We start from the raw sequence: 20,412 nt of genomic DNA on the forward strand, positions 1-20,412 counted from the left end.
ACTAGCTGCGTGCCCGCAGCTGGCTGCCCGCGCGCGCCGGCAGGCGCCGGAAGGACAGGGCGGAGGCCGCCACGATCAGGGCGATGACCGCGAAGCCCCACATCACGTCGATGCGGTCGGCCTCGACGCCGCCGCGCAGCGTCATGCTGAGGTTCAGCGTCATCGCCGCGCAGGCCACCCCCAGGCTGATGCCCAGCTGCTGGGCCGTGGCGGCGAAGCTGCTGGCGCGGCTCATCTGCGCGGAATCCAGGTCGGCGTAGGTCAGGGCGTTGATGGCGGTGAACTGCAGCGAACGGAAGAAGCCCCCGACCAGCAGCACCGCCACCATGGCCCAGATCGGCGTGTCGGCCCGGAACAGGGCGCAGGCGGCGATGAAGGCCGCCGCGATCAGGGCGTTGGCGACCAGCACGCGGCGGAAGCCGAAGCGGCGCACGATGGGCGTGGCCACCAGCTTCATGAGCATCGCGCCGGCGGCCGAGGTGAAGGTGATCATGCCGGCCGAGAAGGCCGACAGGCCGAAGCCCACCTGCAGCAGGATGGCCAGCAGGAAGGGCGAGGCGCCGACGGAGAAGCGGCACAGATTGCCGCCCAGCACCGACACGGCGAAGGTCTGGATGCGCAGCAGGCTCAGGTCGATGATGGGGTAGGTGACGTGGCGGGCGTGGCGGATGTACAGGATCCCGCAGACCAGGCCCAGGCCCAGCAGCCCCAGGGTCGGCCAGAGGCCCAGGCTGCCGTGGCCGGCGGCCTCCAGGCAGCTCATCAGGGCCGCCATGGCGGCGCTGCTGAGCAGGAAGCCCACCGTGTCCAGCCGCGGACGGCTGTCGGGCACGTCGGCGGCGATCCAGCGCCGCACCATATAGATGCCCAGGATGCCCACCGGGATGTTGATCAGGAAGATCCAGTGCCAGGAGGCGTAGGTGACCAGAAAGCCGCCGACCGGCGGGCCGATGACCGGCCCCAGCAGGGCGGGGATGGTCAGGAAGGCCATGGCCTTGAGCAGCTCGGCCTTGGGGATGCGGCGCAGCAGGATGATGCGCCCCACCGGCACCATCATGGCGCCCGCGGCGCCCTGCACGAGCCGGGCGGCGACCAGCTGGGCCAGCGTGACGCTGGCCGCGCAGGCGACCGAGCTCAGGGTGAACAGCGCGATGGCCGCCAGGAACACGGCGCGCGCGCCGAACCGGTCCGCCGCCCAGCCGCTGATGGGCACGAACACCGCCGTGGCCAGCAGGTAGGAGGTGATGGTGACGTTCATGTGCACCACCGTGGTGCCGAAATTCAACGCCATGGCGGGCAGCGCGGTGGCGACCACGGTGGCGTCCAGCATCTGCATGAACAGCGCGCAGCCCACGATGAAGGGAATCATCCGGATTTCCCGGGACGAGGCGGCGGACGGGGCGGAGGCGCGGCGGGGCGGGGATTCGGACATGAAAGGGGCCCGACGGGGCCGAGTGCAGTAAACTTGGGGCCCATCGGTCATGGAGATCGGCTACGGCACTATTATGGCAAACAACTACACCTCTGAACTGACCCAGTTCCTGAACCAATACAAATCGGATCATCCCGATACCGAAGCGCGCCAGTTCGCCGGCCGCGCCCGCCTGTGGGACAAGGAACTGGATCCGGAGCTGCAGGAAGGCTTCCGGGCCGCCCGCGTGCCCCAGGACCCCTACGTCTACTACCAGAAGGCCTGACCGGGCCCCATGCCGCCCCGGCCGCCCGATCCCGGGCTGGACGCCCTGATGGCGCCCCTGGAGGACAGCACGCCCGACGTGGTGGACCACGTCGCCCTGGCGCGCCTGTACGGCGAGCCGCTGTTCGCCATCCCCCAGGATCTCTACATCCCGCCCGACGCGCTCGAAGTCTTCCTGGAGGCATTCGAGGGGCCGCTGGATCTGCTGCTCTACCTGATCCGGAAACAGAACTTCAACGTGCTCGACATCCCCATGGCCGAGGTCACCGCCCAGTACCTCGCCTATGTGGAGCAGGTGCGGCAGTCGAACCTGGAGCTGGCGGGCGAATACCTGCTGATGGCGGCGATGCTCATCGAGATCAAGTCGCGCATGCTGCTGCCGGTGCGCCGCTCCGACAGCGGCGAGGAGCCCGAGGATCCGCGCGCCGAGCTGGTGCGCCGCCTGCTGGAATACGAGCGCATGAAACTGGCGGCCCGGCGGCTGGACGAGATGCCGCGCGTGGGCCGCGACTTCCTGGTGGCCCATGCCGTGGCCGACTTCGAGGTCGCGCGGCCGCTGCCCGAGGTCTCGCCGGACGACCTGCGCGAGGCCTGGGCCGCGATCATGCACCGGGCGCGCCTGAACGCCAGCCACCGCATCACCCGCGAGCAGCTGTCCGTGCGCGACCACATGAGCCACATCCTGCGCCGCCTGTCGGACGTGCGCTTCATGGAATTCACCGAGCTGTTCCTTGAGCGCGTGCGCATGGGAGAGCCGGCCGCCGTCATCGTGGTCCATTTCCTGGCGCTGCTGGAGCTGGCCCGCGAATCCCTGCTGGAAATCACCCAGGCGGCGCCCTACGCGCCGCTGTACGTCAGACTGTCCTATACGCGTTCGGCCTGAGCCGCGCACCGGAGAATCCCCTGTGAAAGTCGTCCATACCATCGAGGCGTTGCGCGATCAGCTGCGCGGGCAGCTGCGCGTGGCCTTCGTGCCCACCATGGGCAATCTGCATGCCGCGCACCTGTCGCTGATGCGGCTGGCGCGCCAGCACGGCGATCCCGTGGTGGCCAGCATCTTCGTCAACCGGCTGCAGTTCGGCCCCAACGAGGATTTCGACCGCTATCCCCGCACCCTGGCCGAGGACATCGAGAAGCTGGAGGCTGAGCGCGACGTCTACGTGCTGTTCGCGCCCGACGAGCGGGAGCTATATCCCGAGCCGCAGAATTTCCGCATCCAGCCGGGCGAGGCCCTGGGCAAGATCCTGGAGGGCGAGTTCCGGCCCGGCTTCTTCATGGGCGTGAGCACCGTGGTGCTGAAGCTGTTTTCCTGTGTGCAGCCGCGCGTGGCCGTGTTCGGCAAGAAGGACTACCAGCAGCTGATGGTGGTGCGCGCCATGTGCCGCCAGTTCCAGCTGCCGGTGGAAATCCTCGCCCACGAGACCGTGCGCGACGCCGACGGCCTGGCGCTGTCCTCGCGCAACCGCTTCCTCAGCGCGCAGGAGCGGGCCGAGGCCCCCAACCTGTACGGCCTGCTGCAGCGGGTGCGCGACCAGATCCGGAGCGGCCGGGTGGACGCCGCCACGGCGGAAGGCCAGGCGATGCAGGTCCTGCGCGAGCGCGGCTGGGATCCCGACTACGTCGCCGTGCGCCGCCAGCGCGACCTGCTGCCTCCCACCGCCCAGGAAATCCACGGTGGCGAACCCCTGGTCGTGCTGACGGCCGCCCGCCTGGGCACGACGCGGCTGATCGACAATCTGGAGTTCTAGCCCCCGGATTCCGGCCTTCTTGCCCCCTGGAACGCCCGGGGGAGCGGCAAGCTGTCAGAATTGACAGGTGCGCCACCCCTGCCCGTCATGCAGAATCCCCCGCATACGACAATGAAGGGGGAGACTCCATGCGGGAAAGCGATTCGATACGAAAATGCCCCGACGGCCCGGAGGCGTCGTTCGGCCGCCTGACGATGCGCGAGCGCGAAGTCACGGACTACCTCACGCGGGGTAGGTCCAACAAGTACATCGCGGTCGAACTCGGGGTCACGCAGCGCACGATCGAAGCCCATCGCGCGCGGATATTCCAGAAACTGCGCGTGCGCAACGTGGTGGAACTGACCCGGTATTGCCTGTCCCGGCGCGCGGGCGCGCCGGATGCCGGCACGGGCGATCCCGGGTCGTCGGCCGGCGGGGGCGCCGCCGCGGTGCCGGGGATCAGCGCCCGGCGCAGGCTTCGGCCGGTTTCGCGGCCAGTTCCTGGATGGGGTCGATATCCGCCTGGCGGGTCAGCCGCGATTCCAGCAAGGGGGTCTGGCCGTCCAGGCGGATCAGGCGCAAGACGTTCGGCTGGATGAATTCCAGCGTGGCATGGGGCTGCTCGCCGGCTTGCAGCACGATGCGGACCGGTTCGGTGGACACCAGGTGCCAGCAGCCCATCGCGGCGGTGGCGGCCGTGCCATCCAGCGGTGCGCTGCGGGCGCGCCATTGGCCGTCGGGCGCCAGGGTGAGCGTCATGCGGCGCGCCGGGCAGGCCTGCTGTCCGGCGGGGCAGGCGACGGTGCCCAGGTAGGATCGGGTCTCGGCCAGTTCGCGGGGCATGTGGCCGGGGCCGGCCGGCCGGCCGGCGGCCTGCCCGGTGGCGGCCTGCACAGCGGCGGGGGCCGCATCGGTCCCGGCGGGCTGGGCGGCCGCGGCGCCGCTTTCCGGCGCCGGCTTTTTCTGGCTGTCGGCACCGAAGCCGAATTGCAGCTGCGCGGGGGCGACCGTGTCCGCGTCGCCCTGGGCGCGGTGGCGCGCGTCGGAAACCGTGCCGCCGCGCGAAACGTCATAGAAGCCGGGTTCGCGCTGCTGGGCGCAGGCGGCCAGCAGGGCCAGCAGCCCCAGGCTGAGCAGGCGGGGGATCGTGGGGGAAAGGGCGCGCGGCATGATCATGACGAACTGGATCGAGAAGCCGCCATTCTACGCATTTGCGGGAGGCTTGGCGATGGGATGCGGGGCGATGGCCGGATGGGCGGGGGGCCTGCTCCAGGGGCTGGCGCCCTGGGCCGACGCGGCATGGGACGCGGTGGGCGGGGAGGCTTGGCGATGGGATGCCGCGGGTTGGGGCGCGGCCGGCCCAGGCGTGCCGGGCCTGGCCGCGGCGGTGGGCGCGTGCGTGGGCGTCCTGCTGGGGCGCTGGGCCCGGGCCTATGCGGATCGCCTGGATGCCGATGCGCCGGCCACGGCGGGCACGCTGTGGGCCGCGGCGGCGGATGCCCCCTCGCGCCCCTGGCGGCCGCTGCGCGACGGCCCGATGGCGGCGCTGCTGGGCCTTGCGGCCGGGCTGCTGGCGGCCGGCGGCGGCCTGGCACTCGTGCCGCTGGCCCTGGTCCTGGCCGCGCTCGCCTGGATCGATGCGCGCAGCGGCCTCCTGCCCGATGCGCTCACCTTGCCGCTGATGGCGGCCGGCTGGCTGCTGGGTCCCCAGGGCTCCGGAACCGCGGCCGGCGCGTCCGCCCTGGTCTGGGCGGGCCTGGCCGGCATGGCGGGGCTGTACCGCCGCCTGCGCGGGCGCGACGGCTTCGGCGGCGGCGACGTCAAGTGCCTGGCGGCGCTGGCGGGTTGGTTCGGGCCGCAGGCCGCCCTCGGCATCCTCTGGCTGGCCTGCGTGCTCGGGCTGGCCGCCTGCCTGGCCCGGCGCGGCGGCTGGCGCCGGCCGTATCCCTTCGGGCCCTGCATCGCCGCGGCGGCGGGCGCATGGATGCTGGCGCCGTTCGGCGCGGTCCTCCTGGCGCCGCCCTGGGCCTCCCCGCCGGCGCCGTCCGGCGCCCCCCCGGCGGCCGCCTTCCTTGCGCCGCTCGGCGCACCCTTCGCGGCACTCGACGCATCCCTTGCGGTACATTCATGTCTTTGATTCGACATGCGGGGATGCCATGTTTTCCATCGGCCTGACCGGGGGCATCGGCTCGGGCAAGTCCATGGTGGCCGACTGGCTGGCCGAATGGGGCGCGGCGGTCATCGACACCGACCGGATCGCCCATGACCTGACGGCTCCGGGCGGCGCCGCGATCGGCCCCTTGCGGGAGGCGTTCGGCGCGGCGGCGATCGGCCCGGACGGCGCCCTGGACCGGGGCTGGATGCGCACGCACGCCTTCGCCGACCCGGCGGTGCGGCGGCGGCTCGAAGCCGTGCTCCATCCCCTGATCGACCAGGCCGTGCGCGATCAGGCGCAGCGGGCCCGGGGGCCTTACCGGGTGTTCGTCGTGCCGCTGCTGGTCGAGTCCGGCCGCTGGCGCGACCGGGTGGACCGCATCTGCGTGGTCGACTGCGATCCCGAGACCCAGGTGCGCCGGGTGCAGGCGCGCAGCGGGCTGACGCGCGACACCATTGAGCGTATCATGTCCGCTCAGGCATCCAGGACGGAGCGCCTTGCTGCGGCCGACGACGTCATCTCCAACGACGACTCGACCGATCTGGACGTGCTGCGCCAGCGCGCATTCCAGCTTCACCAGGCCTGGTGCGACCGCGCCTCGCGGTCGGCGGATGGGCGCACCACTCATGGATAGGGTCTTTTGCGCGTGATTTTGTACGAGTATCCCTGCAATGAACGTGTCCGCACCCTGCTGAGGGTCGAATACCTGTTCGACCGCCTGTTCTTCTTCGCCCGGGGCGAAGACGCCCACTGCCACCAGATCGCCATGACCACGCTGTTCGATCTGCTGGACATCTGCGAGCGCGCCGACGTCCGCACGGCGATCCTCCAGGACATGGACCGCCACCGGTCCGCCCTGTCCGCCCTGCGCGAGCATCCGGGCGTGGACGGCGTCACGCTGGATCGGCTGCTGGCGGAAATGCAGTCGGTGTCCGCGGCGCTCGCCGGCCAGGGCCGCATCGGCCAGGGCCTGCGCGACAACGAGTGGCTCGCCAGCCTGCGCGGGCGGATCACGGTGCCGGGCGGCTCCTCGCCCGTGGACATGCCTTCCTACTATTCCTGGCAGCTCAAGCCGGCCGAGGCGCGCGTGGCCGACCTGCGCGGCTGGATCGAGCCGATGATGCCGCTGCACCGCGCGATGGCGCTGATCCTGCAATTGCTGCGCGACGCCGGCGACGCCCGCGACCAGGTGGCCACCCAGGGCGCCTACCAGGAGATGCTGGGCGGCAAGTCCTTCCAGCTGCTGCGCGTCTGGGTCGATCCGGCCCTGGGCGTCTTCCCGGAAGTCAGTGCCAACAAATACGTCATCTGGGTGCGGTTTTCCACCCAGGACAATGAACTCAAGCCCCAGCCGGTCAGCCGCGACGTGGCCTTCCGCCTGGCGCGCTGCAATCTGTAGGACCCCATCATGACCTCTATCACGACGCGGCCCCGTGGGACGCGCCGCAGGATCCTGGCGTGGGCGGCAGCCTGCGGGCTGGCGGCGTTCGCCCTGTGGTATTTCTGGCCGGGCGGCGCCGGCGGACCGGGCGGCCCCGGAGGCCCGGGCGGCCCGGGCGGGCGCGGCTTCCGCATGGGCGCGCAGGCCACGCCGGTGGCCGTCGCGCGGGCCGAGCCGGGCCGCATCGACCGCACCCTGCGGGCGCTGGGCACCGTCACGCCGCTGGCGACCGTCGTCATCCGCGCGCGCGTGGACGGCCCGCTGCAATCGGTGAATTTCGACGACGGCCAGGCCGTGCGGGCCGGCGAGGTGCTGGCGGTGATCGATCCCCAGCCCTTCCGCGTCCAGCTGGACCAGGCCCTGGGCCAGCAGATGCAGCATGCCGCCCAGCTCGAACAGGCGCGCCGCGACCTGGCCCGCTACGAGCAGCTGTACAAGCAGGATTCGGTGGCGCGCCAGCAGCTGGATTCCGCCCGCGCCCAGGTGCGCGAGCTCCAGGGGCAGGCGAAATCGGACCAGGCGGCGGTGGACGACGCCCGCCTGCAGCTGGGCTACACGGAAATCCGCGCTCCCGTGGACGGCCGCCTGGGCCTGCGCAAGGTCGATGCGGGCAACATGATCCGCACCTCCGACGCCGACGGCCTGGTGGTGCTGACGCAGAGCCGGCCGATCGATGTGGTGTTCTCCATTCCCCAGACCCGCCTGCCGGCCCTGCTGGAGGCGCGCCGCGCCGAGCCGGCCCTGCAGACGCGCCTGTTCAGCGATGCCGCCGGGACGGCGCTGGCCACCGGGACCCTGGTGGCGGTGGACAACCAGATCGATGTGGCCACCGGCACCGTCCAGCTCAAGGCCCGCTTCGACAACGCCGACGAGTCCCTCTTTCCCAACCAGTTCGTCCAGGTCCGCCTGCGCCTGGGGACGCAGGAAGGCGTGACGCTGCCCCTGCGCGCGGTGCAGCGCGGCTCGCAGGGCGAGTACGTCTATCGGCTCGACGCCGAGCGCAAGGCTCGGGTCGTGCCGGTCACGACCGGAGTGGACGACGGCGAGCGGGTGGTGATCGAATCCGGCCTGCGGGCGGGCGACACGGTGGTGGTCGAGGGCACGGACCGGCTGCGCGACGGCAGCGAGGTGGAGATCGTCGCGCCGGAGGCCGCGGGTGCCGCGGCCGGAGCCGGGGCCGGCGCCGCGGCCCAGGCGGAAGGCGGCCCCGTCAAGGCCGAAGGCGCCGCCCGTCCGGAAGGGGCGGGGTCCGCCGAGGGCGCCCGCCAGGCGCCGCCCGGAACGGCGGGCGGGCGCCGCGGCGCCGGCCGGAGCCCGGCCTCGTGAACCTGTCGCGCCTGTTCATCCTGCGGCCGGTCGCCACGACCCTGGCGATGGTCGCGCTGGCGCTGGCGGGCCTGCTGGCCTACCGCGAACTGCCGGTGTCGGCGCTGCCCCAGGTCGATTTCCCCACCATCCAGGTCACCACCCTGTACCCGGGCGCCGGCCCGGACGTCATGACCGCGCTGGTGACTTCGCCGCTGGAGCGCCAGTTCGGCCAGATGCCGGGCCTGTCGCAGATGCTGTCCACCAGTTCGGGAGGCTCGTCGCGCATCACGCTGCGCTTCGACCTGGGCCTGCCGCTGGACGTGGCCGAACAGGAGGTGCAGGCGGCCATCAACGCGGCCTCGAACCTGCTGCCCGCGGACATGCCCTCGCCGCCGATCTACAGCAAGATCAACCCGGCCGACGCCCCGGTGATGACCCTGGCGGTGACGTCCCCCACGCTGCCGCTGCCCCAGGTGCGCGACCTGATCGAGGTGCGCGTGGCGCAGAAGCTGTCCCAGATCAGCGGCGTCGGGCTGGTCAGCGTGGCCGGCGGCCAGCGGCCGGCCGTGCGCATCCAGGTCGATCCGCAGGCGCTGGCCGCGCACAAGCTGACGCTGGCCGACGTGCGCAAGGCCGTGACCCAGTCCAACGTCAACCAGCCCAAGGGCAATCTGGACGGGCCGCAGCGCTCGATCACGATCAGCGTCAACGACCAGCTCAAGGACCCGGCCGAATACGAGCGCCTGATCCTGGCCTACGAGAACGGCGCGCCGCTGCGCCTGGGCGACGTGGCGCAGGTGCGCCGCGCGGCGGAAAACCTCGACCAGGCCGCCTGGTTCGGCCGCACGCCCGCCATCCTGCTGAACATCCAGCGCCAGCCGGGCGCCAACGTGATCGAGGTGGTGGACCGCGTCCAGGCCCTGCTGCCCGGCCTGCGCGCCACCCTGCCCACCGGCGTGGACCTGCAGGTGGCCTCCGACCGCACGCACACGATCCGCGATTCGGTGGCCCACGTGCAGATCGAGATGCTGCTGGCCATCGCCCTGGTGGTGGCGGTGACCTTCGTGTTCCTGCGCACCTGGCGGGCCACCCTGATCCCGGGCGTGGTCGTGCCGCTGTCCCTGGTCGGGACCTTCGCCCTGATGGCGCTGCTGGGCTTCAGCATCAACAACCTGACCCTGATGGCCCTGACCATCGCCACCGGCTTCGTGGTGGACGACGCCATCGTCATGATCGAGAACATCGCCCGCCACATCGAGGAAGGCGAGACCGCGATGGCGGCCGCGCTGCGCGGGGCCAGGCAGATCGGCTTCACCCTGGTGTCGCTGACCCTGTCGCTGATCGCGGTGCTGATCCCGCTGCTGTTCATGGCCGACGTGGTCGGGCGGCTGTTCCGCGAGTTCGCCGTCACCCTGGCCGTGGCCATCCTGCTGTCGCTGCTGATCTCCCTGACGCTCACGCCCATGATGTGCGCGCGCATGCTGCGGCCCGAATCGGAGGAAAAGCACGGGCGCTTCCTGCAAGGGGCCGGGGCGCTGATGGATCGGCTGATCGCCGCCTACGACCGCGGGCTGACCTGGGTCCTGGCGCACCAGCGCGCCACGCTGTGGGCCGCGGCGGCGACGCTGCTCGTCACCGCGGGGCTGTACGCCGCCATCCCCAAGGGTTTCTTCCCGCAGCAGGACACGGGGGCGCTGCAGGCCATCACCCAGGGGCCGCAGTCGGCCTCGTTCCAGGTCATGAGCCGCCTGCAGCAGCAGGCCGTCGAGCGGCTGCTGGACGACCCGGCGGTGGCCTCGGTGGCGTCCTTCATCGGCATCGACGGTGACAACGCCACGCTGAACACCGGGCGACTGCAGATCACGCTCAAGCCGCTGGCCGAGCGCGGCGAGCGGGCGGCCGCCGTGATCGAACGCCTGCAGGCGGCCCTGCAGCCGGTGGTGGGCCTGGAGGCCTGGCTGCAGCCGGTGCAGGAGCTGTCCGTCGAGGACCAGGTCAGCCGCGCCCAGTTCCAGATGACGCTGTCCAGCCCCGACGAGGCCGCGCTGGCGGACTGGACCCCCCGGCTGGTGGACGCCTTGCGCGCGCTGCCGGAACTGCGCGACGTGGCCGGCGACTTGCAGGACCGGGGCCTGGCGCTGGCCGTGTCGGTGGACCGCGACGCGGCGGCGCGGCTGGGCGTCACCCAGGCCTCGATCGACGACGCGCTCTACGACGCCTTCGGCCAGCGGCTGATCTCCACGATCTACACGCAGTCGGCGCAATACCGGGTGGTGCTGGAGGCCGACGCCGACCTGCTCGACGGCGGCCCCGCAGCGCTGGAGCACCTGCACGTGCCGACGGCCTCGGGCGGGGTCACGCCGCTGTCCAGCGTGGCGCGCTTCGAGCCCGGGCTGGCGCGCCTGGCCGTGCAGCGCCTGGATCAGTTCCCGGCGGCCACCGTGTCGTTCAGCCTGGAGCCGGGCACCGCCCTGTCCGACGCCGTGGACGCCATCGAGTCGGCGCGCGTCGCGCTGGGCGTGCCCGATTCCGTCGATGTCCGCTTCCAGGGCGCGGCCCAGGCCTTCCAGGCCTCGCTCTCCAGCACGCTGTGGCTGCTGCTGGCGGCGGTGGTGACCATGTACATCGTGCTCGGGGTGCTGTACGAGAGCCTGATCCATCCGGTCACCATCCTGTCCACGCTGCCCTCGGCGGCCATCGGCGCGCTGCTGGCGCTGTGGCTGGGCGGGGCGGAACTGGACATGATCGGCGTGATCGGCATCATCCTGCTGATCGGGATCGTCAAGAAGAACGCCATCCTGATGATCGATTTCGCGCTCGATGCGCAGCGCGAGCGCGGCCTGGGGCCGCAGGCGGCGATCCACGAGGCCGCCCTGCTGCGCTTCCGGCCCATCCTGATGACGACCCTGGCGGCCTTCTTCAGCGCCATCCCGCTGATGCTGGCCTCCGGGTCGGGGGCGGAACTGCGCCAGCCGCTGGGCCTGGCGATGGTGGGCGGGCTGCTGTGCAGCCAAGTGCTGACGCTGTTCACCACGCCCGTGATCTACCTGCTGTTCGAGCGCCTGGGCCACCGGCGGGCGGCGGGCGGCTGACATGCGGTTCTTCGCCCTGTTCCTGCGCCGGCCGGTGGGCACGTCCCTGCTGTGCCTGGCGCTGGTCCTGGCCGGGGCGCTGGCGCTGCGCTTCCTGCCGGTGGCGCCGCTGCCGCAGGTGGATTTCCCCATGATCTCGGTCTCGGCCTCGCTGCCGGGGGCCAGCCCCGAGACCATGGCCTCCAGCGTGGCCATGCCGCTGGAGCAGTCGCTGGGCGCGATCGCCGGGGTGGAAAGCATGAGCTCGCGCAGCAGCGAGGGCCAGACCGAGATCTCCCTGATGTTCGAGCTGGACCGCGACATCAACAGCGCCGCGCGCGACGTCCAGGCCGCCATCAACGCCGCGCGGCCCATGCTGCCCTCGGGCATGCGCAACAATCCCGTCTACCGCAAGGTGAATTCCTCGTCCTCGCCCATCATGACGCTGGCGCTGACTTCGGACACCGCCACGCGCGGCGAGCTCTACGACCTGGCGTCCACCGTGCTGGCGCAGAAACTGGCGCAGGTCAAGGGCGTGGGGCAGGTGACGCTGGGAGGCAGCTCGCTGCCGGCGGTGCGCGTGCTGGTGAATCCGCGCGCGCTGGAATCCATGGAGATCCCGCTGGACCGCGTGCGCGAGGTGCTGCAGGACGTGAATTCGCTGCGCCCCGGCGGGCTGGCGCGGCGCGGCGACACCCAATGGCAGATCCACTCCAGCGGGCAGCTGCGCAAGGCCGCCGACTACGCCCCCCTGGTGGTGGAATGGCGCGACGGCCGCCCGGTGCGGCTGAGCGACGTGGCGCGCGTCGAGGACTCGGTCGAGGACACCAACCAGGTGGGCTATTTCAACGACCGCCCCGCCGTGCTGCTCATCATCCGCCGCCAGGCCGACGCCAACATCATCGAGACCGTGGACGCCATCCGCACGCTGCTGCCCGAGTTCCAGTCGCTGCTGCCCGAGCGGGTGCGCCTGACCGTGGCGCAGGACCGCACGCCCAGCATCCGGGCCTCGCTGTTCGAGGCCGAGCTGACCCTGGTGCTGTCGGTCGTGCTGGTGGTGGCCGTGGTGCTGGCCTTCCTCGGCAACTGGCGCGCCGCCCTGATCCCGGCGATCGCCGTGCCGGCCTCGCTGATCAGCACCTTCAGCCTGATGTGGTGGTTCGGCTTCACCCTGAACACGATTTCCCTGATGGCCCTGATCGTGGCCACCGGCTTCGTCGTGGACGACGCCATCGTGGTGCTGGAGAACATCATGCGCCACGTCGAGCGCGGCATGCGCCCGGCGCGCGCCGCCCTGCGCGGCGTGACCGAGGTCGGCTTCACCGTGCTGGCCATGAGCCTGTCGCTGATCGCCGTGTTCATCCCCCTGTGGCTGGTGGGCGGCCTGGTGGGGCGGCTGTTCAAGGAATTCGCGGTCACGCTGTCGGTGGCCATCGGCGTGTCGCTGCTGGTGTCGGTGACGCTGACGCCGGTCATGGCGGCGCGCCTGCTGCGCGCGCCGGCCGCGCACGAACCGCCGTCCGGGGGCCTGCTGCGGCGCTGGCTGCGGCGCTGGGGCCAGGCGGGCGATGCCGCCTACCGGCGCTCCCTGCGCTGGTCGCTGGACCACGGGCGCATCGTGCTGCTGCTGCTCCTGGCCACGGTGGGCCTGAACGTGTACCTGTACGCCAGCATCCCCAAGGGCTTCTTCCCGCAGCAGGACACGGGCCAGCTGATGGGCTTCTTCCGGGTGGACACCGGGACCTCCTTCGCCGAGACCCAGGTCCGGCTGGACGCGTTCCGCCGCGTGCTGCTGGCCGACCCGGCGGTGGACACCGTCACCGCCTTCGCCGGCGGGCGCGGCGGCAGCAATTCCAGCTTCATCCAGGTGCAGCTCAAGCCCCTGGGCGAGCGCACGGCCAGCGCCACCGACGTCGTCAACCGCCTGCGGCCCCGCTTCGAGCACACGCCGGGGGCGCGCATGTTCCTGGTGCCGCAGCAGGACATCTTCGTGGGCCATTCCTCGCGCTCGGGCTCCTATTCCTACGTGCTGATGGGCAGCGACCTGGGCCTGCTGGCCCAGTGGCTGCCGCGCGTGCGCAACGTCCTGGCCGGACTGCCCGAGCTGGTGGACGTGGACGACGACGTCGAGGACAAGGGCCGGCGGGTGGAGCTGGTCGTCGACCGGGACGCCGCGCGGCGCCTGGGCGTACAGATGGCGGACCTGGCGGGCGTGCTGAACAATGCCTTCAGCCAGCGGCAGGCGGCCGTGCTGTACGGCGCGCTGAACCAGTACCACGTCGTCATGGCGGTGCAGCCGCAGTACGCCCAGGACCTGCATTCGCTGCAGGCCCTGCAGGTGCTCAACGCCGCCGGCGAGCGCGTCCCCCTGACCGCTTTCACCCGCATCACCGAGGGCACCGCGCCGCGCGCGGTCAACCACGAGGGCCTGCTGGCGGCCGATTCGGTGTCCTTCGGCCTGGCGCCGGGCGTGTCCCTGGACCAGGCGCTGACGGCCATCGACCAGGCCGTGGCGCGCATCGGCCTGCCGACGCAGGAACTGCAGGCGGGGCTGGACCAGAGCGCCGGCATGATGCGCGACGCGGTGGCGCAGCAGCCCTGGATGCTGGCGGCCGCGCTGGTGGCCATGTACCTGGTGCTGGGCATGCTCTACGAGAGCACCATCCATCCGATCACCATCCTGTCCACGCTGCCCTCGGCCGGCGTGGGCGCCCTGCTGGCCCTGCGGCTGGTGGGCATGGAATTCACCCTGATCGCGCTGATCGGCGTGTTCCTGCTGATCGGCATCGTCAAGAAGAACGCCATCATGATGGTGGACTTCGCCCTGCAGGCGCAGCGGCGCGAGGGCCTGGACCCGCGCGAGGCCATCTACCGCGCCTGCCTGGCGCGCCTGCGCCCGATCCTGATGACCACCCTGTCGGCCATGCTGGGCGCGCTGCCGCTGCTGCTGGCCACGGGCGCCGGGGTGGAGATGCGCCGCCCCCTGGGGCTGACGATCTTCGGCGGCCTGTTGGTCAGCCAGGTGCTGACGCTCTACACTACGCCCGTCGTCTACCTCAGCCTGGATCGCCTGCGTGGATCCCGCCGCCGCATCCCCCCATCGCCGCAACAGGAGCCTGCCCCCCATGGCTGATCGCGCGTTCCCGCCTTCCGCCGCGGATTCCGCCGCGCGGCCCGCGAGTCCGCGCCGCCCGCCGCGCCGCGCCGCGCGGGCGCTGCTGATCGCCGCGGCGGCCCTGGTCCTGTCGGCCTGCGCCGTCGGCCCCGACTACCGGCGCCCCGCCCAGGATCTCGGCGCGGCCTATGCCCACGCGCCCGAGGGCCGCTGGATCCGGGCCGACGCGGCGCCGCGCGAGCTGCCCGCCGACTGGTGGACCCTGTTCGGCGACGCGGTGCTGGACGATCTGATGGACCGCATGCCACGGGGGAACCTGGACCTGGCCAAGGCCGAGGCCGAGTTCCGCGAGGCCCGCGCCGCGCTGGATTCGGCGCGCGCCGGCCTGTTCCCGACGCTGGACGCGTCGGGCGCCATGAGCCGGGCGGGGCAGGGCGCGGCCGGGTCGGGCAGTGCCGGCAACACCTACAACCTGTCGGCCACCGCCAGCTGGGAAGTCGATCTGTGGGGCCGCGTGCGGCGCGGGGTCGAGGCCGCCCGCGCCGGCGAGCAGGCCAGCGCCGCGGACCTGGATGCCATGCGCCTGAGCCTGCGGTTCGCCCTGGCGCAGGCCTATTTCGGCGTGCGCGCCAGCCAGCTGCAGGACGCCCTGCTGGCCCGCACGCTGGACGAATACGCCCGCGCGCTGGAGATGACGCGCAACCGCCTGGCGGCGGGCGTGGTGTCGCCGGCCGACGTGGCGGCGGCCTCCGCGCAGCTGGACCAGGCCCGCGCCCAGCGCATCCGCCTGGGCTGGCAGCGCGAGCAGCAGATCCACGCCATCGCGGTGCTGCTGGGCCAGGCGCCGGCGAGCTTCCGCCTGGCCGGGGGCGCCGTGCTGCCGACGGTGCCCGAGGTGCCGGTGGGCGTGCCTTCAGCCCTGCTGCTGCGGCGCCCCGACGTGGCCGGCGCCGAGCGGCGCGTGGCGCAGGCCAATGCGCGCATCGGCGTGGCGCAGGCCGCCTGGTTTCCCGACCTGACCCTGAGCGCCCAGGGCGGCTACCGGGCGGCGGAGTTCGCTTCGTGGATCACGGCGCCCGCCCGTTTCTGGACCCTGGGACCCAGCCTGGCGCTGAGCCTGTTCGACGGCGGCGCGCGCGCCGCCGCCGTGGAGTCCGCCCGGGCGGCCTACGACATCCAGGCGGCCACCTATCGCAAGACCGTGCTGGATGCCCTGCGCGAGGTCGAGGACCTCCTGGTGCAGTCGCAGGCGCTGGCCGAGGAGCAGGCCGCGCGGGACCGCGCGCTGGCCGCGGCGCGCGAGACCCTGCGCCAGGTCACCAACCAGTACCAGGCCGGCCTGGTGGACTACCTGAGCGTGGTCCAGGCGCAGGCCAGCGCGCTGAGCGCCGAGCAGACCGCGCTGGACGTGCGCTCCGAGCGCCTGACGGCCTCGGCGCAGCTGATCGCCGCCCTGGGCGGGGGGTATTCGGTGGATGCGGCGGGCCCGGCCGCTTCGATCGATCCGGCGCCTTCGGCCACGCCGGCGGGCCCGGCGGATTCGGCGGTTTCGCGCGGTCCGGCGGGCCCGGCCGCCGCGGTCAACTGACCAGCCGGCCGCGGATCGCCGCGATCCCGTGCGCGCCGTGCAGGCGCGCCGTCTCCAGCGTGTCCAGCGACTGGCCGCCGATGGCGAAGACCGGCCGGCCGGCGGCGTCCGCCAGGGCGCGGAAGCGGTCCCAGCCCAGCGCCGGCAGGTCCGGGTGGCTGTCCGTGTCCAGCGCGTGTCCCAGCACCACGAAATCGGCCTGCAGCTGGCGCGCGCATTCGATGTCCTCCGCCGTGTGGGCGGACACCCCCAGCCAGCCCGGCGGGCGCGTGTCGTCCTGCAGGATGCGGGCCGCGTCGGCCGCCCGCAGCTGCACGCCGTCGGCCTCGGACCACCAGGCGGCCGGATGGACGCTGTTGACCAGGCAGCGGGCGCCGTGCTGGCGGCACAGGGCCAGGGCGGCCAGGAAGGCCTCGCGCAGCGAGTCCGGGTCGGCCTGCCAGTCCGGTTCGCGGAACTGCACCAGCCGCAGCCCGCGCAGCAGTTCCTGGCGCAGGTCGGCCAGCCAGCCGGAAAGCCGGTCGGGATGGCCGATCCGGCTGATGCGGTAGCGCGTGGGCAGGCGCAGCCAGCGCAGCGGCGGCGCGGCGGCCGGCAGCAGCGAGCCGCCGCCCGGGCCGATGGGGTGTTCGGATTCGTCCAGGCGGATCTCCCAGGGGTCCACCCAGTCCAGCGCCTGGTTCTCGCGGCCGTGGGGCTCGCCCTCCCAGGCGGTCACCTGGCAGAAGGCCAGCTCGACGATGGTCTTGGGGTATTCGTGCACGTGCACGACCCAGGGATAGACGCGCGTGGCGCGGATGCCCAGCTCCTCGTCCAGCTCGCGCACCAGCGCCTGCTCGACGGTTTCGCCGGCCTCGATCTTGCCGCCGGGGAATTCCCACCAGCCGGGCCAGGCCTTGCCTTCCGGGCGCTGGCCCAGCAGCAGCCGGCCCCGGGCATCGATGATCAGGCCGGCGGCCACGCGGATGTAGGGTTTGGAGTCAGTCATGGCGGATCGGGAACGATGCGGAGCGGGGGGGAAACGGGGCCTCAGACATGGCGGGCCGCCCAGTCGCGCGCGAACTGGCGCGCCACCCGCCCGGACCGCGAGCCGCGTTCCAGCGCCCATTGCAGGGCCTCGGTGCGCGCTTCGCGGACCTGGGCCTCGCCGCAGCCGTGGACCCGCAGCCAGTGGCCGACGATGTCCAGGTAGTCGTCCTGGGCGAAGGGATAGAACGACAGCCACAGGCCGAAGCGTTCCGACAGGGAGATCTTTTCCTCGACGGTTTCCCCGGGGTGGATCTCGCCGTCGGGCTGGTGCTGGGCTTCCAGGTTCTCGTGCATGTATTCCGGCATCAGGTGGCGCCGGTTCGAGGTGGCGTAGATCAGCAGATTGTCGCCCGGCGAGGCGACCGAGCCGTCCAGCGCCGATTTCAGCGCCTTGTAGCCGGCTTCGCCTTCCTCGAAGGACAGGTCGTCGCAGAACACGATGTAGCGTTCCGGGCGGCCGTGGATGAGCTCGATGATCTCGCCCAGGTCTCCCAGGTCGGACTTGTCGATCTCGATCAGGCGCAGGCCCCGGTCCGAGTGCGCGTCGAGCAGCGCCCGCACCAGCGAACTCTTGCCCGTGCCGCGCGCGCCGGTCATCAGGACGTTGTTGGCCGGCCTGCCGTCCAGGAAGGCCAGCGTGTTGCGTTCGAGGACGGCCTTCTGCCGGTCGACGTGGCGCAGGTCGTCCAGGTGGATGGGAGCGATGCGGCGCACGGCTTCGAGCCAGCCGCGCGCGCCCCGGCGCTGCCAGCGGTAGGCGCGGGCCGTCCAGTCGATGGCGGGCGGCGCGGGCGGCAGCCAGGCTTCCAGCTGGGCCAGCACGCCCATCGCCCGGTCCATCAGCGCCTGCAATCGATCGTCTGCCACGGAATCTGCCACGGAATTCTCCTCGATGTGATGCGGAAAGTATAATCTGGCTCTTTGCGGCCGCTTCCGGCGGGCGCCCCTCAGCATCCGGGTCCGTCTTGAACTTCTCAGAACTGTTCGCTCCCATCGTGTCCGACATGCGGGCGGTCGACGCCGTCATCCGCGCCCGCCTGGATTCCGAAGTCGTCCTGATCCGCACCATCGGCGATTACATCGTCGGCGCCGGCGGCAAGCGCATGCGCCCGGCCATGGTGCTGCTGGTGGCGGGGGCGCTGGGCTACCGGGGCGACAACCACCACCGCCTCGCCGCCGTGGTGGAATTCATCCACACCGCCACCCTGCTGCACGACGACGTGGTGGACGAGTCCGACATGCGCCGCGGCCGCCAGACGGCCAACGCCGTGTTCGGCAACGCCGCCAGCGTGCTGGTGGGCGACTACCTGTATTCGCGCTCCTTCGAGATGATGGTCGAATCCGACTCCATGGCCGCCATGGCGGTGCTGTCGGCGGCCACCACCATCATCGCCGAGGGCGAGGTCCTGCAACTGCTGAACGTGCACGATCCGGACGTGTCCCTGGACCGCTACCTGCAGGTCGTGCGCTACAAGACCGCCAAGCTGTTCGAGGCCGCCGCCCAGGTGGGGGCCATCATTTCGCGCGCCACGCCGGAGCAGGAAGCCGCGGCCGCCGCCTACGGCCGGCACATCGGCACGGCCTTCCAGCTGATCGACGACGTGCTGGACTACAGCGGCGACGTCCAGGCCCTGGGCAAGAACGTGGGCGACGACCTGCGCGAAGGCAAGCCCACCCTGCCGCTGATCCGGGTCCTGGAAACCGGCACGCCCGAGCAGCGCGCCCTGATCCGCGGCGCCATCGAGACCGGCGACGCCGACTTCGAGGCCGTGGCGCGCGCCATCCACGCCACCGACGCGCTCGACTACACCCGCCAGGCGGCCCGCGCCGAGGCCGATCTGGCCCGCGAGGCGCTGTCGGCCTTCCCGGATTCCGTTTATCGGGAAACTCTGCTAAAATTCTGTGCTTTCGCGGTCGAGCGTGATCGCTGAAAAATTTCCCGCTGGCGGGGCTTGCCGGTTGATCTTCATCCGGCCGGGGCCTGAAATATGGTCTTCCATGAACTTCATGGGCCCGCCTGGCAGCACCGTCGGGGTGTAGCTCAGCCTGGTAGAGTACTACGTTCGGGACGTAGGAGTCGCATGTTCGAATCATGTCACCCCGACCACCATTTCCTCAGAAACGCACGGCCGAAAGCCGTGCGTTTTTGTTTATGCGGCGGGCGGGATGCGTCTGCCGCGTGGCCTTCCGGCAGGTCCGTCCGGCGGGCCCGTCCAACAGGTCCATCCACCCGGTTCGGCCGGATTCCCCATCGAGTATTCAGGGTTTCCCCCAAGGCCGAACGCATTGAAACGTTTTACCTTTTCCCAAGTTGTATACTAGAATTCAATCCAAGAAGAGACGCCGGCGATGGGCGGATTTCGGCCTGGACCGATCCGTTGCCATCCTTTCATCAAATGGCGGGGTACTGCCCCGGGAGACAAAGAAATGACTCGAGTTTCGGTGCACAAGATCTGGAGTACGGCCCGGCGGTATTCGCTGGCGGCCTGCGTCGGCCTGGCGATGAGCCCCATGGCCGTTCATGCGGCGGACGTGCCCGTGCCCGCGGACAGCCCCAGGATTCAGGCGATCCAGAAGGCAGGCGTGCTGCGGGTGGGCGTGCTGTCGAATCCGCCCTGGCTGGTGGAAAACACCCGCGGCGGCGATGAAGTCTGGTCGGGCCCCGCCTGGCTCCTGTCCAAGGAATACGCCAGGCTCCTGGGCGTGAAGCTGCAGCCCGTGCTGGTGTCGCACGAGACCAAGGTGCCCGTGCTGGCGTCGAACCAGGTGGACATGACGATCTCCCCGCTGTCGGTGACGCCGGCCCGGCAAAAGGTCGTGGATTTCGTCACCTACTCCAAGACCAGCCTGTGCGTCTTCGGCCGGGCCGACAATCCCAAGGTGGCCAATGCGAAATCCGTGGACGATTTCGACAAGCCCGAAGTCACCGTGGCCTATCTGACGGGCGGCGGCGAGGAAGCCTGGGTCAAGACCCGCTTTCCGCATGCGAACCTGCGGGGCGTGACCAGCGGGGTCGCCGCGCCGGTCGAGGAAATCATGGCGCGGCGTGCCGACGTGACGCCCATCAACCGCATTCCCTGGATCGCATTGAACAAGAAGGTGAAAGGACTGAAGGCGCTGCCGGAAGGAAACAACTGCCAGGACAGCACGGAGATGGCGTCCGACATCGGCCTGGCGATCGACAAGAACCAGCCCGAATTCCTGGCCTGGCTGACTGCGGTCAAGGATCGCATGCAGGCCCAGCTGGCCGCCGAGGAAGCCGCTTCCATCGAAAAGATGTAA

Annotated in this window: 16 protein-coding genes, 1 tRNA gene and 1 pseudogene; 14 read left to right on the top strand and 4 right to left on the bottom strand. The window is 71.4% G+C overall.

What is annotated here, in order from left to right; genetic code table 11:
• Position 1: 1 nt before the first annotated feature.
• On the bottom strand, positions 2-1,432 hold the full coding sequence (locus HNR28_RS07315; RefSeq protein WP_409360372.1) for a DHA2 family efflux MFS transporter permease subunit: 1,431 nt from the start codon (positions 1,430-1,432) through the stop codon (positions 2-4).
• Positions 1,433-1,505: 73 nt separating this feature from the next.
• Here HNR28_RS07315 and HNR28_RS07320 point away from each other — a divergent pair, with 73 nt between their 5' ends.
• The 4 genes and pseudogenes from HNR28_RS07320 to HNR28_RS18380 form a co-directional block, all read left to right on the top strand.
• Entirely contained in the window at positions 1,506-1,697 is a 192-nt protein-coding gene (locus tag HNR28_RS07320) for a DUF3460 family protein (protein WP_043680184.1), read from the top strand.
• A 9-nt stretch (positions 1,698-1,706) separates the two neighbouring features.
• Positions 1,707-2,579 (top strand): segregation and condensation protein A, encoded by an 873-nt coding sequence (locus HNR28_RS07325; protein ID WP_043680187.1) that lies wholly within the window; start codon positions 1,707-1,709, stop codon positions 2,577-2,579.
• Positions 2,580-2,601: 22 nt separating this feature from the next.
• A complete protein-coding gene (gene panC / locus HNR28_RS07330; RefSeq protein ID WP_151025510.1) occupies positions 2,602-3,444 on the top strand; it encodes a pantoate--beta-alanine ligase in 843 nt (280 codons plus the stop codon).
• Positions 3,445-3,638: 194 nt separating this feature from the next.
• Positions 3,639-3,782, top strand: a pseudogene (locus HNR28_RS18380) (LuxR C-terminal-related transcriptional regulator); the annotation flags it as partial.
• A 100-nt stretch (positions 3,783-3,882) separates the two neighbouring features.
• On the opposite strand, the gene HNR28_RS18385 reads toward HNR28_RS18380, so the two are convergent.
• Positions 3,883-4,599, bottom strand: a complete 717-nt coding sequence (locus tag HNR28_RS18385) for a hypothetical protein (protein ID WP_244978216.1) — start codon at positions 4,597-4,599, stop codon at positions 3,883-3,885.
• 67 nt (positions 4,600-4,666) lie between these two features.
• Between HNR28_RS18385 and HNR28_RS07340 the strand changes: the two genes are divergently transcribed.
• From HNR28_RS07340 to HNR28_RS07370, 7 genes are read left to right on the top strand one after another with little or no spacing between them, the layout of a single operon-like run.
• Entirely contained in the window at positions 4,667-5,560 is an 894-nt protein-coding gene (locus tag HNR28_RS07340; protein WP_184142685.1) for a prepilin peptidase, read from the top strand.
• A 19-nt stretch (positions 5,561-5,579) separates the two neighbouring features.
• Complete coding sequence (coaE, locus tag HNR28_RS07345; RefSeq protein ID WP_151025662.1) at positions 5,580-6,212, top strand: dephospho-CoA kinase; 633 nt, start codon at positions 5,580-5,582, stop codon at positions 6,210-6,212.
• A 12-nt stretch (positions 6,213-6,224) separates the two neighbouring features.
• The gene (zapD, locus tag HNR28_RS07350; protein ID WP_151025661.1) at positions 6,225-6,977 is read left to right on the top strand and encodes a cell division protein ZapD; all 753 of its coding nucleotides are present in this window, start codon (positions 6,225-6,227) and stop codon (positions 6,975-6,977) included.
• A 9-nt stretch (positions 6,978-6,986) separates the two neighbouring features.
• Positions 6,987-8,345 carry an efflux RND transporter periplasmic adaptor subunit gene (locus tag HNR28_RS07355; RefSeq protein WP_184142688.1) on the top strand — a complete coding sequence of 453 codons (1,359 nt, stop codon included), beginning with the start codon at positions 6,987-6,989 and terminating at the stop codon, positions 8,343-8,345.
• A complete protein-coding gene (locus HNR28_RS07360) occupies positions 8,342-11,419 on the top strand; it encodes a multidrug efflux RND transporter permease subunit (RefSeq protein ID WP_151025453.1) in 3,078 nt (1,025 codons plus the stop codon). Before HNR28_RS07355 ends, HNR28_RS07360 begins: the two co-directional genes overlap by 4 nt.
• A 1-nt stretch (position 11,420) precedes the next feature.
• Complete coding sequence (locus HNR28_RS07365) at positions 11,421-14,531, top strand: efflux RND transporter permease subunit (protein ID WP_151025454.1); 3,111 nt, start codon at positions 11,421-11,423, stop codon at positions 14,529-14,531.
• Complete coding sequence (locus tag HNR28_RS07370) at positions 14,524-16,101, top strand: efflux transporter outer membrane subunit (RefSeq protein WP_184142691.1); 1,578 nt, start codon at positions 14,524-14,526, stop codon at positions 16,099-16,101. The genes HNR28_RS07365 and HNR28_RS07370 overlap by 8 nt, the downstream gene beginning before the upstream one ends.
• On the opposite strand, the gene HNR28_RS07375 is transcribed toward HNR28_RS07370, so the two are convergent.
• Positions 16,094-17,089: a Nudix family hydrolase gene (locus HNR28_RS07375; protein ID WP_043680199.1), complete on the bottom strand. Its 996-nt coding sequence runs from the start codon at positions 17,087-17,089 to the stop codon at positions 16,094-16,096. The genes HNR28_RS07370 and HNR28_RS07375 overlap by 8 nt on opposite strands.
• A 41-nt stretch (positions 17,090-17,130) precedes the next feature.
• Positions 17,131-17,970, bottom strand: a complete 840-nt coding sequence (locus HNR28_RS07380) for an ATP-binding protein (protein WP_244978225.1) — start codon at positions 17,968-17,970, stop codon at positions 17,131-17,133.
• A 125-nt stretch (positions 17,971-18,095) separates the two neighbouring features.
• Here HNR28_RS07380 and ispB point away from each other — a divergent pair, with 125 nt between their 5' ends.
• From ispB to HNR28_RS07395, 3 genes are all read left to right on the top strand, one after another.
• Positions 18,096-19,061, top strand: a complete 966-nt coding sequence (gene ispB / locus HNR28_RS07385; RefSeq protein ID WP_151024004.1) for an octaprenyl diphosphate synthase — start codon at positions 18,096-18,098, stop codon at positions 19,059-19,061.
• A gap of 99 nt (positions 19,062-19,160) precedes the next feature.
• A tRNA-Pro gene (locus tag HNR28_RS07390) sits at positions 19,161-19,237 on the top strand.
• A gap of 320 nt (positions 19,238-19,557) precedes the next feature.
• Entirely contained in the window at positions 19,558-20,412 is an 855-nt protein-coding gene (locus HNR28_RS07395; protein ID WP_409360330.1) for a substrate-binding periplasmic protein, read from the top strand.

The organism is Castellaniella defragrans, assembly GCF_014203015.1.
GTDB classification, from domain to species: Bacteria; Pseudomonadota; Gammaproteobacteria; order Burkholderiales; family Burkholderiaceae_B; genus Castellaniella; species Castellaniella defragrans.

Coding starts and splice junctions, on each gene's coding strand:
- HNR28_RS07315 (WP_409360372.1), bottom strand. CDS start 1,432: ATGTCCGAATCCCCGCCCCGCCGCGCCTCCGCCCCGTCCGCCGCCTCG.
- HNR28_RS07320 (WP_043680184.1), top strand. CDS start 1,506: ATGGCAAACAACTACACCTCTGAACTGACCCAGTTCCTGAACCAATAC.
- HNR28_RS07325 (WP_043680187.1), top strand. CDS start 1,707: ATGCCGCCCCGGCCGCCCGATCCCGGGCTGGACGCCCTGATGGCGCCC.
- HNR28_RS18385 (WP_244978216.1), bottom strand. CDS start 4,599: ATGATCATGCCGCGCGCCCTTTCCCCCACGATCCCCCGCCTGCTCAGC.
- HNR28_RS07340 (WP_184142685.1), top strand. CDS start 4,667: ATGGCCGGATGGGCGGGGGGCCTGCTCCAGGGGCTGGCGCCCTGGGCC.
- coaE (WP_151025662.1), top strand. CDS start 5,580: ATGTTTTCCATCGGCCTGACCGGGGGCATCGGCTCGGGCAAGTCCATG.
- HNR28_RS07355 (WP_184142688.1), top strand. CDS start 6,987: ATGACCTCTATCACGACGCGGCCCCGTGGGACGCGCCGCAGGATCCTG.
- HNR28_RS07365 (WP_151025454.1), top strand. CDS start 11,421: ATGCGGTTCTTCGCCCTGTTCCTGCGCCGGCCGGTGGGCACGTCCCTG.
- HNR28_RS07370 (WP_184142691.1), top strand. CDS start 14,524: ATGGCTGATCGCGCGTTCCCGCCTTCCGCCGCGGATTCCGCCGCGCGG.
- HNR28_RS07375 (WP_043680199.1), bottom strand. CDS start 17,089: ATGACTGACTCCAAACCCTACATCCGCGTGGCCGCCGGCCTGATCATC.
- HNR28_RS07380 (WP_244978225.1), bottom strand. CDS start 17,970: ATGGACCGGGCGATGGGCGTGCTGGCCCAGCTGGAAGCCTGGCTGCCG.
- HNR28_RS07395 (WP_409360330.1), top strand. CDS start 19,558: ATGACTCGAGTTTCGGTGCACAAGATCTGGAGTACGGCCCGGCGGTAT.